This window comes from Psychrobacter sp. Ps2 (assembly GCF_022129405.1).
Classification (GTDB): Bacteria; Pseudomonadota; Gammaproteobacteria; order Pseudomonadales; family Moraxellaceae; genus Psychrobacter.
The window spans coordinates 371,918-387,097 of the sequence record NZ_JADQAM010000061.1; the positions used below are offsets into that span (position 1 = coordinate 371,918).

The window sequence follows — 15,180 nt, forward strand, 5'->3', positions numbered from 1 at the left end:
GCGCCAATAACTGTCATTTTTACTTGCACAAAAAATAGTGCGAATAATGAACAGTTTGCGTAAGAATCGAGCACGACGCCATACACACCTTGGTTAAATTATTACCCAACTGTAGCGAATACGTCAGCAGTTGACGTTTGGCAAGTCTTAAATGCAAAAAGATGTGTCAAAAGTTTGCGATGCAATCAAATTATGCGCATAATAGCCGCATTAGTAGCAACCACAAGTGACTCAATATGATGAAAATAAAGCCAATTATTACTGCCATATCTATCGCAGCTGTAAGTGCTAGTGTAGCCGCACTTGCTGCACCTGCCGATAGTACTCGCACATTGCCAGTACGCACGGCTGACGCTATGCCAGGTCTTGCCAAAAAGGTTAGCCTTAATGTGCAAGAGAACCGTAGTCGCTCAGATGGCGCTGCTACTGTACAGTTAAATACAGAGAAAGCGAAACCAGTCGACAGCATGAACCAGCTTATCAATAATAAGCAAGAAGCCAACCAAAACGTGCCAGCCCCAGTTGCTGATAATATGAGTGCAGCAGAACTAACGCGTAAAGATGAGCAAGCTGACCGCAATGATGACATTAGTGAAGGTCAAGCCGTCGCTGCGCCTAGCGACCTATCATCTATCGACTCGTCTGATCCACTCGCTTTTGAGTTACCAGAGAGTGAGAAGCGTCAAGACTTCAGTGATGACCCAACCATCAAAAATATCGAAGACAAAGATGGTAAGAAGCACACAACGCTGAACTTGTCGAACTATGCCAAGCAAGTGAACGGCGCTGTCTGGTCACCTAATATGAAAGTCAACTCAGCGATGACCATTAAAATGCAGGCGCTGCTTGATTGGAACCATGCTTCTCCTGGCCCTATCGATGGTGGTTGGGGTATGAACAGCAAAAAAGCCCTTGTTAACTTCCAAACGATGAAAGGCTTGCCAGCGACTGGTAAAATGGATCAAAAAACTTGGGATGCCTTGGTTAAAAATATCCCTGCAAACAAACCTGTACTGGTCACTTATACGTTGACCGCAGACGATATCAATACCAATTTTGCGACCACGCCTTCTGGTTCAGAAGCGAAGTCAAAAATGAAAGGTCTTTATTATCAAGATATCAAAGAGATGCTAGGTGAACGTTTCCATATGGATGTACGTTACTTAGACAAACTTAACAAAAACAAAAAGTATGCTGTTGGCGAGACTATCACAGTACTAAATACTCGCGACAAGCTGAACCAACGTATCAATCGCGTTGTCGCCAACAAAGCCGACAAAACGCTGTATGCCTATAATGGTGACAAATTGGTTGCTACTTATCCGACGACCGTTGGTAGCGATGCCACACCGTCTCCAAAAGGCACGTTCAAAATTATCAATAAAGTAAAAATGCCTTGGTATAAATCAACCGTTGGTGAAGGCGCTCAAAAGAAAGTTCATATGATAGCACCAGGACCAAACAACCCAGTCGGTGTCGTTTGGATGGGATTATCTAAGCCATCTTACGGTTTACATGGCTCACCAGTACCTGAAGGTATCAGTCGTCAGGGCTCAGCAGGTTGTGTTCGTTTGACCAACTGGGATGTGTTAGAAGTATATGCCAATATCGAAAATGGCGCAGTTGTCGAACTTCAATAAATAGAACTGTATTAAATCTAGCTTCGATGCTAGTTAGCAAATAATTCTAACGATAAAAAAGACCTCAATATTGAGGTCTTTTTTTGTTTGTTGATAGGTGGTTCCACTTTACATCGATAACACTGCTTGTCTTTATGTTTTACTGTTCGCCTTTATGTCTTATAGCCTTCCTCATTCCCAGTAATACTGCCAATTTTTTTGGTAAAGAATAATCCTGCAGGTATCGAAGCTAGAACGCCCAATCCAACTGCTATTTGAATATGAAATATCTCATTGAACCCTGTAATGAGAGCTCCGATCATAAAAAGTCCGATAGTCACAGTAGCTGCCATTGAGTAGATGACAGAAAATAATGGCCAATTCATAAGTTATTCCTTATCTTTATTGTGGATATAATATATTTAACCTTAATTCCACAAAAAAAGTAAGTATTTATCGTGAACCCTTGTAGCATCTATATTGAATGACTTTAGAATAAAAACCATGCTAATATTAAGGTTTTAGACTTAATCATAAGAAATACCAGTTCTTACCCCCACCTTCTCTCAACTCTTTTTTACAACTTTCAAGAATCTCCTATATCTTTATCTATTTATCATTACAATAATGACTTTCTTTATCTACTAAGAACACTATCTGCTATGTCCTCATCTGAAAAAAACACTGCGCCTAACTCAATGGATCAAAACGATTCATCAATCGCTACTGACGCCTCTCACAATCAAGACGCGACAATTGACCCAGTAGTTGATGATGCCGCTGTAGACAATGATGAAAGCGAAGACAATCAACACAAGCAATCGACTGATACAGATAGCAAAACAGACTCCGAAGTAGACACTGAATGTGCGCAGCCACCTGACGCCGAGATAACGATGGAAACCATCAGTGACGATGTGGTCGTGGCAACATTGGAATCGACAGAACCTGAGTCACAATCAAATACTGAAGCGTCAGAGGTTGCAGAATCAGAGTCTATAGAAGCGAAAGAAAAGTCCGATTTCTTCCAGTCGGATACGGCAGAAACAACAGAAAAAAGTGCTCAAGATGATAGTGGTGCTGAAGTAACGGTAGAAGCAGAAGACGACCCTGCTGATGACTCTGCTGATGACTCTGCTGATGACACAAACATCGCAGCACAGTCATCAGATAACAAAACAGCCAATCAACAAAAAACAAAAAATGAATCTAGTCGCGATGATGACCATCAAGAGAATAATTCAGAAGATAAAAGTCAAAGTAAAGACACCGATGTAGAAGACAGCGACGCTCAAAAGTCTCAAGATGAAAGTGACGAAGATGAGGTTCAAGAGGAAAAAGAAGCCAAACTTGAGTCTTATAAGCAGTTTGTCGCCGAGCAATTCAGCAATCAAAAGGTAGATTACCCAGAAGTACGGGTTAGGATTGAGGCGAACGCGCTGCCTAGCAAGATGTATTTCATCATGAACATCTTATCTGCCATCATTGCCAGTTATGGGCTAGTGACCAATTCAGCAGCCGTGGTCATCGGAGCAATGTTAGTTGCGATGATGCTAGGCCCTATCACGGGTATAGCACTAGCAATTATCGATCACCGTATGCCATTGCTACGTAAGTCGCTTTTTACCGTCATTATCGGTGTCTCGCTGGTGGTATTGGTCGGCTTTATCGTTGGTTGGCTACATAAAGACCAACCGCTAACCGCAGAAATCCTATCACGCACCCAGCCCACCTCTATGGATTTAATGATTGCCTTAGCAGGTGGTACGGCTGGTGCTTATGCGATGGTATCTCCGCATCTCTCGGTTGCTGTTGTTGGCGTTGCGGTTGCCACAGCCTTGGTGCCACCACTGGCTGCTAGTGGTATCTTGCTCGCTAATGGCGAGATGCAGCTTGGGCTTGGTGCGCTATTATTGGCAGCGACCAACATTCTTGCTATCCAGTTTACCAACGCGCTTGTATTGTGGGTCTTAGGCTTCCGTCGTTTGGTCGATGACGATTACAAGTCCAATACCTATCTGACTTTTTTGCAGCGTAACGCGGTGACTTTATTACTACTTGGCGGCTTAGGTGCCTACTTAACCATCAACCTACAGACCAATGCTAAGCAGCAAGTATTCGAGAGTAGTGTCAAAGAAGCCATCAACAACTACTTTATCGATCAAGGTAATGTATTGACCAATACGCAATTTGATACCTCAGAAGAAAACCAAGTGGTGCGGGCGATTGTGCGTGGAGAGACTTTACCAAGCTCACACGATGTTCGCCAGATTGAAACGCTCATTACTAATGATATGGCAGAGAATTTCCCAGAGTACTTGCCAATCAAGCTCCAACTACGTTATCTGCCTGTGCAAGTAATCGAGTCTAATCCAACGACGCAAGACAAATTAGATGAAACGGATGCGGCAATTTTAACCAACTAGTCTGCTACTCTATAAATTAGGCGATGACTAGCACACGTATAATAACCTAGTAGTTATAACTCTTGTACCAAGAGCTTGGGCGTTTGTGCTAAAATCGCTTGCAAAATTATTTTATGTCATTTACTCAATTCTATCCGTCAGTAAGGAGCCGCTGTGAGCCAGCCATTTCGCTCAGCCGATATTCGCCAAGCCTTTATCGATTTTTTCATAAGCAAGCAGCACACCCAAGTTTCATCGTCTAGCTTGATTCCACACAATGATCCGACATTGCTATTTACCAATGCCGGTATGAATCAGTTTAAAGAAACCTTTTTGGGTATGGAACCACGTGACTATACACGTGCGGTAACCTCTCAAAAGTGCGTACGTGCTGGCGGCAAACACAATGATTTGGATAATGTCGGCTATACCGCCCGTCACCATACTTTCTTTGAAATGCTTGGCAACTTCTCATTTGGTGATTATTTCAAGCAAGCAGGTATCGAATATATCTGGGAGTTTTTAACCTCAGATCAGTGGTTAGCGATTGATAAAAATCGTCTCTATGTCACTATCTATGAGACTGATGACGAAGCTTTTGAGATTTGGAATAAAAACATCGGCATCCCGAGTGAGCGCATCATTCGTATTGGTGATAATAAAGGTGCTCCCTACGCTTCTGATAACTTTTGGACAATGGGTGACACGGGTCCTTGTGGTCCTTGTACCGAAGTCTTTTATGACCATGGCGCCGATATCGAAGGCGGTTTGCCAGGTACCCCAGAAGAAGACGGCGATCGCTATATTGAGATTTGGAACTGTGTATTTATGCAGTTCAATCGTCAAAAGGACGGCACGCTATTGCCACTGCCAGCACCTAGCGTCGATACAGGCATGGGGCTTGAGCGTATTAGTGCCATTATGCAAGGCGTTCATGGCAACTACGAGATCGATTTATTTGTCCATTTGATGGATGCGGCGGCTGACATCTTAGAGATCAATAATGAGCAACAATCATCATTAAAAGTCATCGCCGACCATATTCGTGCGGTAGCGTTTTTGATTGCTGATGGTGTCACGCCAAGTAATGAAGGTCGCGGCTATGTATTGCGCCGTGTCATTCGTCGTGCGGTACGTCATGGCAACAAGCTTGGCGCTGATAGTGAGTTTTTCTATAAAATGGTTGCGCCACTCGTCGCTGAAATGGGCAGTGCCTATCCTGAGCTAAAAGACAAGCAGAGCGTCATCGAAAGTGCCATTCAAAAAGAAGAAGCACAGTTTGCTAAAACACTGGCTCAAGGCTTACGTTTGCTTGCCAGCGAACTTGAAGGCTTACAAGATGGTGATACGCTATCTGGTGAAGCGGCATTTAAGCTTTATGATACCTATGGTTTTCCACTTGACTTGACCGCCGATATCACTCGTGAGCGTGGTATTGCTATTGATGAAGCCGAATTTGATGAGCATATGCAGGCACAACGTGAGCGTGCGCGTGATGCTGGCAAGTTTGACGTCGATTATAGCAGTGTCATCCAAGTAGAAACGCCAACGACATTTATCGGCTATGAGCAGCTTGAAGAAGACGGCGTGACTATTGACGCGCTTTATCAAGACGGCAACCCAGCAGACAGCTTAACAGAAGGCATGGAAGGCGTTGTGGTCTTGGATCGCACCCCATTTTATGCTGAAGGTGGTGGTCAAGTCGGTGAGCTTGGTGAAATCCGTACGGCATCGGGCGTCTTTGAAGTGCAAGATACCAAAAAATCTGGTCAGGCGATTATTCATTATGGTGTCGTGACCATGGGCGATATCAGTACTAAGCAAACCGCTGAAGCGCAAGTACTGTCTAGCATTCGTGGAGCCAGTGCCAAAAACCACTCAGCCACTCACCTATTGCACGCAGCGCTAAGAGAAGTGCTAGGCGATACGGTCACGCAAAAAGGCTCACTAGTTTCAAGCGAAGTACTACGCTTTGACTTTGCTTATGACAAACCTGTCAGCGCCGCTGAAATCATGCGTGTCGAACGTCTCGTTAATGAGCAAATCCAAGCCAACACTCCTGCCCGCATCGAGCACATGTCGATTGACGAAGCGATGAATCAAGGCGCTATGGCACTGTTTGGCGAAAAGTACGGTAGTGACGTTCGAGTCCTGACCATGGGTACAGACCGTTTCGTCGATGGTCAGCGCAAGCCTTTTTCTATCGAGCTATGTGGTGGCTTGCATGTACAGCATACGGGCGATATCGGTGTGCTAAAAATCACTAGCGAGTCTGGTATTGCGGCTGGTATCCGCCGAATTGAAGCTGTCACTGGCATGAACGCGGTTAAAAACATTCAGCAAAGCGAGCAACAACTGAGCGAACTCGCAAGTCAGCTAAAAGTAAAACGTCCTGAAGTGGCGCAGCGTGTCCGTACTATGGCTGATAAGCAACGTGACCTAGAAAAACAACTAGAGCGTTTGCAACAAAAAATCGCCAGTGCTCAAGCAGCCAATTTGCTTGATGATGTACAAACGATCGCAGGTACGCCAGTTCTTATCAGTACTTTAAGCGGTATCGATGGTAAATCTATCCGTACGCTGATGGACGATATCAAATCAAAACTGCCTGATAGCGTGATTGTATTGATTGGTGATAAAGATGACCAGTTAGCACTCGCAGCGAGCGTCGCAAAACCTGTCACTGCCAAAGTGAAAGCTGGTGATATTATTCGTCATTTGGCAGGTGAGCTTGGTGGTAAAGGTGGCGGTAAGCCTGACTACGCACAAGGCGGCGCACCGAAGTCTGGCAACAGTACAGCGGTTATCAGCGCTCTACCTGCTTGGATTGAAACCCAGCTAAGCTAAGCTAGCGAATACTAAACTCGTGAATATATTGGTATAGCGCGTCACAATGTACTTTATATTTATCGCATAGCTTTACTCTATTACACATAGAATACGTGATTGGTTATAACTACTATAACCAATCGCCATACATCTAAGCGCTCCTGAGGCTTAAAGTTATGCGGTAGATATGGTATAAAGGTCAACGTTTGGGCATATTGTTCATTCCATAAGGTTGATAGATACCATTAGAAGAATGAAAGACCTAAAGGCATAACTCTTATCATCTGGCTTTATCTATACAAGCATTGACGAGCATCACATTGACTCTCATCAATGACAATAAAAAGTCATTATTGAATAAATAGGTAGATTTTTATGGCGTTAATAGTACAGAAATACGGCGGCACCTCGATGGGCAGTATCGACCGCATCAAAAACGTCGCCAAACGAGTCAAACGCTGGCATGACAATGGTCACCAAGTGGTTGTCGTGGTCTCAGCCATGAGCGGCGAAACCAACCGTTTGATTGATCTAGCTCGCCAAATTAGCACACAGCCTGATCCTCGCGAATACGATCAAATGGTCTCAACAGGTGAGCAGGTTTCTATCTCACTACTCGCTATGGCGATTAAAGAGCTTGGTATTGGTGCCCGTTCAATGACTGGTCGCCAAGTAGCGATTAAGACCGACAACGCCCATAACAAAGCCCGTATCGAAAGTATCGATGACAAAAACATACGTGAGCAATTAGATGCTGGCAATATCGTTATTGTGGCAGGTTTCCAAGGTATTGACGAAGAAGGCAACGCGACCACATTAGGACGCGGCGGTTCTGATACCACAGGTGTGGCGATTGCCGCGGCCTTGGGCGCTGACGAATGTCAAATTTATACCGATGTCGATGGCGTTTATACCACTGACCCTCGTGTAACTTCAAAAGCCAAAAAACTTGAAAAAATTACGTTTGAAGAAATGCTTGAAATGGCCAGTCTTGGCTCTAAGATTCTACAGATTCGCTCAGTAGAATTCGCTGGTAAATATGGTGTGCCGCTGCGTGTACTCTCTAGCTTTGATGAAAACACAGACGGTAGCTTTGACCAAGAGTTTCAAGACAACGTTGGTACCCTAATAACGATAGACGAAGGAGACAATATGGAACAGGCAATCATCTCAGGTATCGCGTTCAACAGAGACGAAGCAAAAATCTTAGTACGCGGCGTGCCTGACCATCCTGGCATCGCATCTGCTATCTTAAGCCCAATTGGTCGTGCCAATATCGAAATCGATATGATTGTACAAAACCTTTCGGATAACGGTACCACTGACTTTACTTTCACGGTTAACCGCACTGATTTAGATAAGACGCTAAAAGTGCTTAACGAAGAAGTGAAAGATGAAATTGGTGCCAAAGAAATATTGGGTAACAGTGAAGTTGTTAAAGTGTCACTAGTTGGTGTTGGCATGCGTTCACACGCAGGTGTCGCTAGCCTTATGTTCCAAACACTGGCTGAAAACAACATCAACATCCAAATGATTTCAACCAGCGAAATCAAAGTGTCGGTTCTGATTCAAGATCAACACTTAGAAAAAGCCGTTAAGTCATTGCACACGGCATTTGGCCTAGATCGTGAAGACGGCGAAAGTAAAATCGCTGGGCTATAAGACATAAAAACTGTTAAAATATGGCATTAGGATTGATGGTTATCTATTAACCGCTATTAATAACTTTATATAGTATGTAGATAAACAGCATATAGATTAATAGCTTTTGAATTAATAATATCTAAATAAATACAGTACTTAAATAAAATAGGATCTTTTTAGGTCCTATTTTTATTTTTTAGCATAGTTGAAATGAGCATTTACCTAATAGTTTTGTGAAAAACCGTGACAGTATCTGTTATGCCGCCTATAATGGGGCTTTCATTTGGGCTAAATGAATCTACCTATCATTACCGCTATTGGCACGATATCGAGCATCGTGATAATTGTTATATTGCATGTTTGGTGCTGCGGTAATGTTCTGCAATTGAGAAGTAATCTGATGAGTAATAATTTGTTGATGCGACATAAGGAGTGTGACGCATGTTAATTTTGACACGCCGCGTGGGCGAAACGCTAATGATTGGCGACGAAGTAAGTGTGACGGTTCTAGGCGTCAAAGGCAATCAAGTACGTATCGGTGTAAACGCACCTAAAGATATTGCAGTACACCGCGAAGAGATTTATCAACGTATTCAGCATGAGCGTTCTGTACAGTCGCAAATGCAGCATCTTGAGCAAGGCAACTTTTCGCCTTCGTTTGATGACGAAGACTACTTTAATCGCTAAGCTAGCCAAATTATAATGCTGAACGCTCAACGGCTACTATCATCATTGAGCACACATAAATATTATATTGTTTTTTTAATCTGCTCTGAGGTCATTTATTTATGAGTATCCGCCAATCAGATGTATCGGCATTACTTAATGGTTTGAACAAAAAAGCCATTGGATTCAATGATGTCATCAGCTTTATCGATGATTTTTATCGCTATGCACCTGCCCCTTTTGTAAATGGGATGGTACATAATGCAGCCGGTGAAAACGAAGGTAGCGCGAAGATTTTTGGTTTTGCTAAGCACCATGGTCTGAACCAATTGGACACGCTTAAGCTATTTGGCGAGCATTATGCCAAGGTTCAAGCAACGCCTAACGGTACCGATCATGCCAATATCCGTAATTTTTTACATTGGGGCTGGCAAGGATTTTTGATGCAAAAGAACCCGCTAACGGTTCGTCCTAGTGTCGATACGACTGCTATTTAATCGTCTATGATGATTAAGCTATTTCTGATAATTTAATTATTGATAAAGTAAAAAAGCCACGCTATATAGCGTGGCTTTTTATGATAATTGTTTTTATCACAACTATTACAACTATTACAACTTATTTATAAATCTATTTATCACGAAACTTAACAGGCTGTACCGCACCTTTAGGATTCGGCATATTAGGGTAGTGATGCTCGTGCTCGACATCACATTCAGCGCCAACGACAGTACCATCATCTTTTACGGGTTTATGAATATAACCTGTACGCTCAGCTGGCGGTAGGTGCTCATGCTCCCATACCATCACTGCTTGCATACAAGTCTCGCGCTGCTCAGCGGTAATCTTACGACCGTCAGGCCATTTACCTAGCTCAATCGCCATACGAAATTTATCAACCACTTCGGGCGTTAGACTTGCTAGTATTGTTTGTTTATCCATCTTACCTACTCTCCACTACCATTTTTTGTATCATATTTTGGTCTAATAGATACGCTTATTCATCGTCTATAATATCATCATCGACATCAAGACTGAATTCTTCGGCATGTACGTTCCAGTGCAGCTTTGTACGGCAGGCCTCATAAAAGTCAAACCCAGGTGGGTGCAACAAGGTAAGCTTATCAGGATGCTTACGAATGTGTAGGCGCTGCTCTTGCTCAAGTGGCACGCTTGGCTTACCATCTGCACTCACCATCGGTTGAGTACGATTGTCTTCGTGGATACGAATACAGACCTCACTATTACCGCTGACCACAATCGGTCTGCTAGATAATGTATGGGGATGCATCGGCACCAGACAAATAGCGTCCATACTCGGATGAATGATTGGACCGCCACCTGATAAGGCATAAGCAGTAGAACCAGTCGGCGTTGCCGCTATCAAGCCATCACTATGCTGTCTATAAACATCATGTCCATCAATTTTCATCTGAAAATCAATCATATGTACGGATTTACCGGCATGCAGTACGATGTCGTTCAGCGCCATGTCTTCATGGATAATTTTGCGCCCTTCTCGTATCTCCATCGTCAATAAAAACCGATGGTCCAGTTGATAGTCTCCCATCAGCACTTGACGTAACTTAAACGCAGCTTCATTAGGTTTTACATCTGCTAAAAATCCTAAGCGACCACGGTTTACACCAAGTACAGGTACACGGTAGCGTGCTAGCGCCTCAGCAGCATGTAGTATCGAACCATCACCGCCAACCACAATAACCAAGTCACAAATCTCACCAATCAAACCGCGTTTGACGATTTTGACTCTTTCTATGTCTGTGAGGTCAAGCGTTGGCAAATTGGCCGTTTGTACATCCATTATCAACGTCAAATTCATATCATTGACGGTTTGGGCAATCTGTACCAAGCTTTGAGTGACACTACGTTTACCAGCACGGCCCATTAGACCAATACGCCTAAAGGCAGGGTTTTTAATAGCGTGGAATAGCTCTGATTCATGTAAGTGTGGCAATCTTGCTGACTGCGCTGAGTTTTCCATAAAACGACTCGGTATAACGGTGAAGTACAAGGTAATGATAGCGATAAATGCGCGCTTAGACTAGCATGTTTATGAATTATCGTTGTTAACTGTCGTAACTGACCCCATATAAAAGCTATCGAATGTTTTACTTAGTCAGATCTGTCTGTTCAGTTTTTCAATTAGCGTATTGGGCGATACTGTAGCTCGATGCACTAGCAAATGAGCAGCCTGAGGTTGCACCGCAGCAGTTGTCACGCAAACACAGTTGACAATAATGGCGGTTTTGCTAAAGTAACTAACATCACTATTTTTATATTTTATTATTAAGGACTTATGTATGGCCAATCCTATTGTCAGTCGCGCAGAACTTGCGATCGGCGGTAATCCAATGACGGTCAAGGGTGTAATTCAAAAGACCAGCTTGTTACTTGGTTTATCAGCCATTACTGGTGTGGGCTTTTTCTTTTATGCGCTTATGGCAGGTTTATCGCAAGGTTTTATTACGATGGCAGCCTTTGGTAGCATGATTGCTGCGTTTGTTCTGGCTCTTTTTATTACCTTTAAGCCACAAAAAGCCAAGACTTTGGCAGTGCCTTACGCCTTGTTAGAAGGTATCTTTTTGGGCGGCATCTCATTATTTTTCATGAGAATGTATCCAACAGTACCAGTCACGGCAATGTGTGCAACTTTCGTCACAGCTGCGGTTATGCTTGGTCTATATCGTTCAGGTTTAGTTAAGGTTACTGAAAAGTTCCGTTCTATCGTGACCTCAGCCGTGATTGCTATCATGCTTGTTTATGTAGCACAGTGGGTACTTTCTTTAGCGTTTGGTTCATCATTGCCGTTCCTATTTGAAGGTGGCGCTATCGCTATTGGCTTTAGCTTATTTGTCATCGTTATCGCTTCTTTCACTCTACTATTAGATTTCGATAATATTGATCGCGGTGTTGCGATGGGTGTTTCTGAAGATTACGAGTGGTTGTTCAGTATTGGTATTCTTGCAACCCTAGTCTGGATGTATATCGAATTTATGCGTCTGCTAAGCTATCTACAAGACTAATTTTAAGAGCGACCTAACAGTATCTCTGTATAGAAAAAACCGCCTTTCATTTGATGCAAGGCGGTTTTTTTATGGGCAAAATTTACAGACCTGTTTACATTAAATACTTTTAAAGAGACTAAGCACGTTTTAGACGCAATGCATTTAATACGACAAACAATGAGCTGAGCGACATACCAATTGCAGCAAGCCATGGTGGTACATAGCCTAAAGCCGCTGGTATCAGGACGATACTGTTGTAAGCGAGTGCCCAACGGAAGTTTTGCTTGATAATACGTTCCGTCTTATCAGAGATACGTTTAGCCGCAGTGATGGCCTCGATTTGTCCATTTAAGATAATACTGTCACTGGATACTTGTGCTAAGTCTGCCGCACCTGCAATCGAAGTCGAGACATCTGCTGCTGCTAACACTGGCGCATCGTTGATACCATCACCCACCATCAGTACCACAGCACCGTTAGCTTGCAACTGCTGAATATGATTGACTTTATCAGTTGGTGATAGTCCATTGTATGCTGCTTGCATTCCCAAGTTCTCAGCCATGACTAGCGCTTGCGGGCTTGGATCACCTGTCAACATAACAGACTCGATACCTAGCTCTTTGAGCGTATCGAGCATCGACTGCGCACTATCACGTACCTTGTCATTGAAATAAAAGCATGCCAGCGCCTGCCATCCGTTATCATCAGTGTTCTGACAAGATAACAGCACTGCTGAGCTGGCTCGTTGCGCTACTAGATCGATGGTTAAATCATTACTAGCATCTATATCATTGACGCTATTATCTGTTTTATCTAACGCAAAGTCCTTGTGACCGATTCGATATACAGTGCCATCAATCATTGCTTCTACACCGCCTGCTGGATAATGCTGTACGGCTTGCGTCGATGGCATGTGTAACTGATAGGCCGCCGTCAGTAACGCGTGGGCAATTGGATGACGACTCCCTACTTCTAGTGCAGCTGCAATTGCCAGCAGCGTATCTTTTTGCGCTGTTAATGATAAATCGTCAATTTCGGTCTGGCTTTTTGGTCTTATTAACTCGATATTTAATAAATTTGGTTTGCCATAAGTCAGCGTGCCTGTCTTATCAAAAGCGACATGCGTGATTTCAGCTAGCGTTTGTAGTGTATGTCCACGCGTAGTCAAAAAACCATAGCTGGCCAGACGGTTGGTTGAGACGGTCAAGGCAATCGGCGTCGCCAATGACAATGCACACGGACAAGTAGCCACTAAGACTGCCACGGTTGCCCAAATCGCTTGGCTTGGATCAACGACATACCAACCGATAAATACTAAGACGGATAACACCAAAATGCGCGCCACAAACCAACGTGCTAGCTTATCTGCTTGCTGCGCCAATTTGGGTTTTTCGCTCATGGCACGATTCATCAATCGATCAATTAAGCCTATCTGGCTGTCTTTTGGCAATGCGGTGACTAGCATTTCAAACGGCTGGCTATCGTTTTGTGCACCGCCGACAATATAATCACCTTGGGATTTGATGATTAAATCACCTTCGCCCGTCAGTAGACTTTGTGACACCGTTGCAGTAGAACTTAGCAAAATACCATCACTGATAATCTCAGAGCCCGCCTCAACCAAAATGATGTCACCCACTTGCAGACTGTGAGCGGTGACCATTTGCTTTGATTCTATATCGCCTTCGGGTTGTGATAGCGCACTCTGTTGGTTGCGTGACTGCTGCCAATCTTGAGCGATACGCGATGTGATCTGATGAACATTGGCGTCCATACGTTGCATAAAATCAGGCATGACTTCAGTTGCCATACCTGAATCCTTCTGAGCCTCATCTTTGATAGCTTCACTTTGTTGATATTCATTTTCTTTTAGCAGTTGTAAAATATGCTTGGCAGCTGATTTGTCTTCAGCGACTTTTTGCACCAATACCGGCTCAACCACCACCAAATCATTAGCCATAGTCGCGGCTTTTAAACGTGCGTTATGCTCGATATAACGCCCTGCCAGCAAAAAGAAGATAAACATACTGACCGAGTCATAATACGTCTCCCCTTGCCCAGCGATGGTAGCGTAGAGACTGGCAAAGAAAGTGATAATCAATGCGAGACTGACAGGCACATCCATATTGACTTGGCGGGCACGAATCGCTGACCATGCGGAAGTAAAGAAAGGAATACCAGCATAAAAGAAAACAGGCGTACTAACAAATAAAGATACCCAACGCAAAAAGTCACGTTGAAATATCAACATGTCGCTATATTCACCAAAATAAAGCGCAACGGCATACATCATGGCTTGCATCGAACCTAGTGCAGCGATGCCGAGACGCAATAGCATTTGATTATTATGACGTGCCAGCATGGCTTCGTGTGTATCTTGCCGATAAGGCTTGGCTTCGTAGCCGATTTCGTTGATGACCGCTAAAATGCGACTGATGGGTAATTTGTTTTCATCCCAAATGACCCGCATACGTTGGTTGGTCAAATTTACCTGACATTTACCAATACCCTCTAGCTCATCGAGACGCGACTCAATCAGCCAAGTACAGGCAGCACAACGTAAGTTATTAACAGACAGCTCTGCTACTGACATGCCATCTTGCGCGTAAACGAACTGTGATTTTATCTCGTCATGATCGTAGACCTCGAGACGCGTCAGCTGAGTTGGCAAACTTGCCGTACGGTTAATCTCTGAACGGTCAAGATAGTATTGCTCAAGACCAGCCTCTACAATGCTTTGGGCAGCTAACTGACAGCCCATACAACACATCTCTCGTGACTGACCTAATATCTCAGCATAAAACGGTGGCTGAGGTACAGGGTCACCACAGTGAAAGCAGTGATCAGCCAGCGGGAGCACTAAGCCTTCGATGATAGAAGTGTCTTCATAAGAATGATTGGTAGCAGATGATACTGATGATGGGATACTAGACATAGTCGCGCTTACTTCCTTTGACAGGCTTGCTTAAAATGCATTCATTTAAAGCAAAC

Annotated in this window: 10 protein-coding genes and 1 pseudogene; 7 read left to right on the forward strand and 4 right to left on the reverse strand. The window is 43.7% G+C overall.

Translation table 11 applies throughout. The features are described 5' to 3' along the window. Positions 1–236: 236 nt before the first annotated feature. A complete protein-coding gene (locus tag I3254_RS13215; protein ID WP_201580028.1) occupies positions 237–1,640 on the forward strand; it encodes a L,D-transpeptidase family protein in 1,404 nt (467 codons plus the stop codon). A 152-nt stretch (positions 1,641–1,792) separates the two neighbouring features. On the opposite strand, the gene I3254_RS13220 is transcribed toward I3254_RS13215, so the two are convergent. Then, positions 1,793–2,005 (reverse strand): hypothetical protein, encoded by a 213-nt coding sequence (locus I3254_RS13220; RefSeq protein ID WP_238053175.1) that lies wholly within the window; start codon positions 2,003–2,005, stop codon positions 1,793–1,795. A 276-nt stretch (positions 2,006–2,281) separates the two neighbouring features. Between I3254_RS13220 and I3254_RS13225 the strand changes: the two genes are divergently transcribed. The 5 genes and pseudogenes from I3254_RS13225 to I3254_RS13245 all read left to right on the forward strand — a co-directional run bounded on the left by I3254_RS13225 (position 2,282) and on the right by I3254_RS13245 (position 9,660). Next, the gene (locus I3254_RS13225; RefSeq protein ID WP_238053176.1) at positions 2,282–4,045 is read left to right on the forward strand and encodes a TIGR00341 family protein; all 1,764 of its coding nucleotides are present in this window, start codon (positions 2,282–2,284) and stop codon (positions 4,043–4,045) included. A 153-nt stretch (positions 4,046–4,198) separates the two neighbouring features. Beyond that, on the forward strand, positions 4,199–6,871 hold the full coding sequence (gene alaS / locus I3254_RS13230; RefSeq protein ID WP_238053177.1) for an alanine--tRNA ligase: 2,673 nt from the start codon (positions 4,199–4,201) through the stop codon (positions 6,869–6,871). Between the two features lie 357 nt (positions 6,872–7,228). Continuing rightward, positions 7,229–8,515, forward strand: a complete 1,287-nt coding sequence (locus I3254_RS13235; protein ID WP_057759246.1) for an aspartate kinase — start codon at positions 7,229–7,231, stop codon at positions 8,513–8,515. Positions 8,516–8,938: 423 nt separating this feature from the next. Continuing rightward, a pseudogene (gene csrA / locus I3254_RS13240) lies at positions 8,939–9,106 on the forward strand (carbon storage regulator CsrA); the annotation flags it as partial. 179 nt (positions 9,107–9,285) lie between these two features. Beyond that, on the forward strand, positions 9,286–9,660 hold the full coding sequence (locus tag I3254_RS13245) for a HopJ type III effector protein (RefSeq protein WP_057759243.1): 375 nt from the start codon (positions 9,286–9,288) through the stop codon (positions 9,658–9,660). 133 nt (positions 9,661–9,793) lie between these two features. On the opposite strand, the gene I3254_RS13250 is transcribed toward I3254_RS13245, so the two are convergent. Together I3254_RS13250 and I3254_RS13255 are read right to left on the reverse strand one after the other, a co-directional pair. Beyond that, positions 9,794–10,105 (reverse strand): DUF1315 family protein, encoded by a 312-nt coding sequence (locus I3254_RS13250; RefSeq protein ID WP_102094259.1) that lies wholly within the window; start codon positions 10,103–10,105, stop codon positions 9,794–9,796. A 55-nt stretch (positions 10,106–10,160) separates the two neighbouring features. Beyond that, positions 10,161–11,165 carry an NAD(+) kinase gene (locus I3254_RS13255; RefSeq protein ID WP_166739233.1) on the reverse strand — a complete coding sequence of 335 codons (1,005 nt, stop codon included), beginning with the start codon at positions 11,163–11,165 and terminating at the stop codon, positions 10,161–10,163. A 319-nt stretch (positions 11,166–11,484) separates the two neighbouring features. Here I3254_RS13255 and I3254_RS13260 point away from each other — a divergent pair, with 319 nt between their 5' ends. Beyond that, a complete protein-coding gene (locus tag I3254_RS13260; protein WP_057759239.1) occupies positions 11,485–12,207 on the forward strand; it encodes a Bax inhibitor-1/YccA family protein in 723 nt (240 codons plus the stop codon). 118 nt (positions 12,208–12,325) lie between these two features. On the opposite strand, the gene I3254_RS13265 is transcribed toward I3254_RS13260, so the two are convergent. Continuing rightward, entirely contained in the window at positions 12,326–15,124 is a 2,799-nt protein-coding gene (locus I3254_RS13265) for a heavy metal translocating P-type ATPase (RefSeq protein ID WP_238053178.1), read from the reverse strand. Between the last annotated feature and the right edge of the window lie 56 nt (positions 15,125–15,180).

What these genes read in the sequence shown, in the direction of transcription:
- I3254_RS13265 (WP_238053178.1), bottom strand. Translation starts at nt 15,124, where the DNA reads ATGTCTAGTATCCCATCATCAGTATCATCTGCTACCAATCATTCTTAT.
- I3254_RS13225 (WP_238053176.1), top strand. Translation starts at nt 2,282, where the DNA reads ATGTCCTCATCTGAAAAAAACACTGCGCCTAACTCAATGGATCAAAAC.
- I3254_RS13260 (WP_057759239.1), top strand. Translation starts at nt 11,485, where the DNA reads ATGGCCAATCCTATTGTCAGTCGCGCAGAACTTGCGATCGGCGGTAAT.
- I3254_RS13220 (WP_238053175.1), bottom strand. Translation starts at nt 2,005, where the DNA reads ATGAATTGGCCATTATTTTCTGTCATCTACTCAATGGCAGCTACTGTG.
- I3254_RS13215 (WP_201580028.1), top strand. Translation starts at nt 237, where the DNA reads ATGATGAAAATAAAGCCAATTATTACTGCCATATCTATCGCAGCTGTA.
- I3254_RS13245 (WP_057759243.1), top strand. Translation starts at nt 9,286, where the DNA reads ATGAGTATCCGCCAATCAGATGTATCGGCATTACTTAATGGTTTGAAC.
- I3254_RS13250 (WP_102094259.1), bottom strand. Translation starts at nt 10,105, where the DNA reads ATGGATAAACAAACAATACTAGCAAGTCTAACGCCCGAAGTGGTTGAT.
- I3254_RS13235 (WP_057759246.1), top strand. Translation starts at nt 7,229, where the DNA reads ATGGCGTTAATAGTACAGAAATACGGCGGCACCTCGATGGGCAGTATC.
- I3254_RS13255 (WP_166739233.1), bottom strand. Translation starts at nt 11,165, where the DNA reads ATGGAAAACTCAGCGCAGTCAGCAAGATTGCCACACTTACATGAATCA.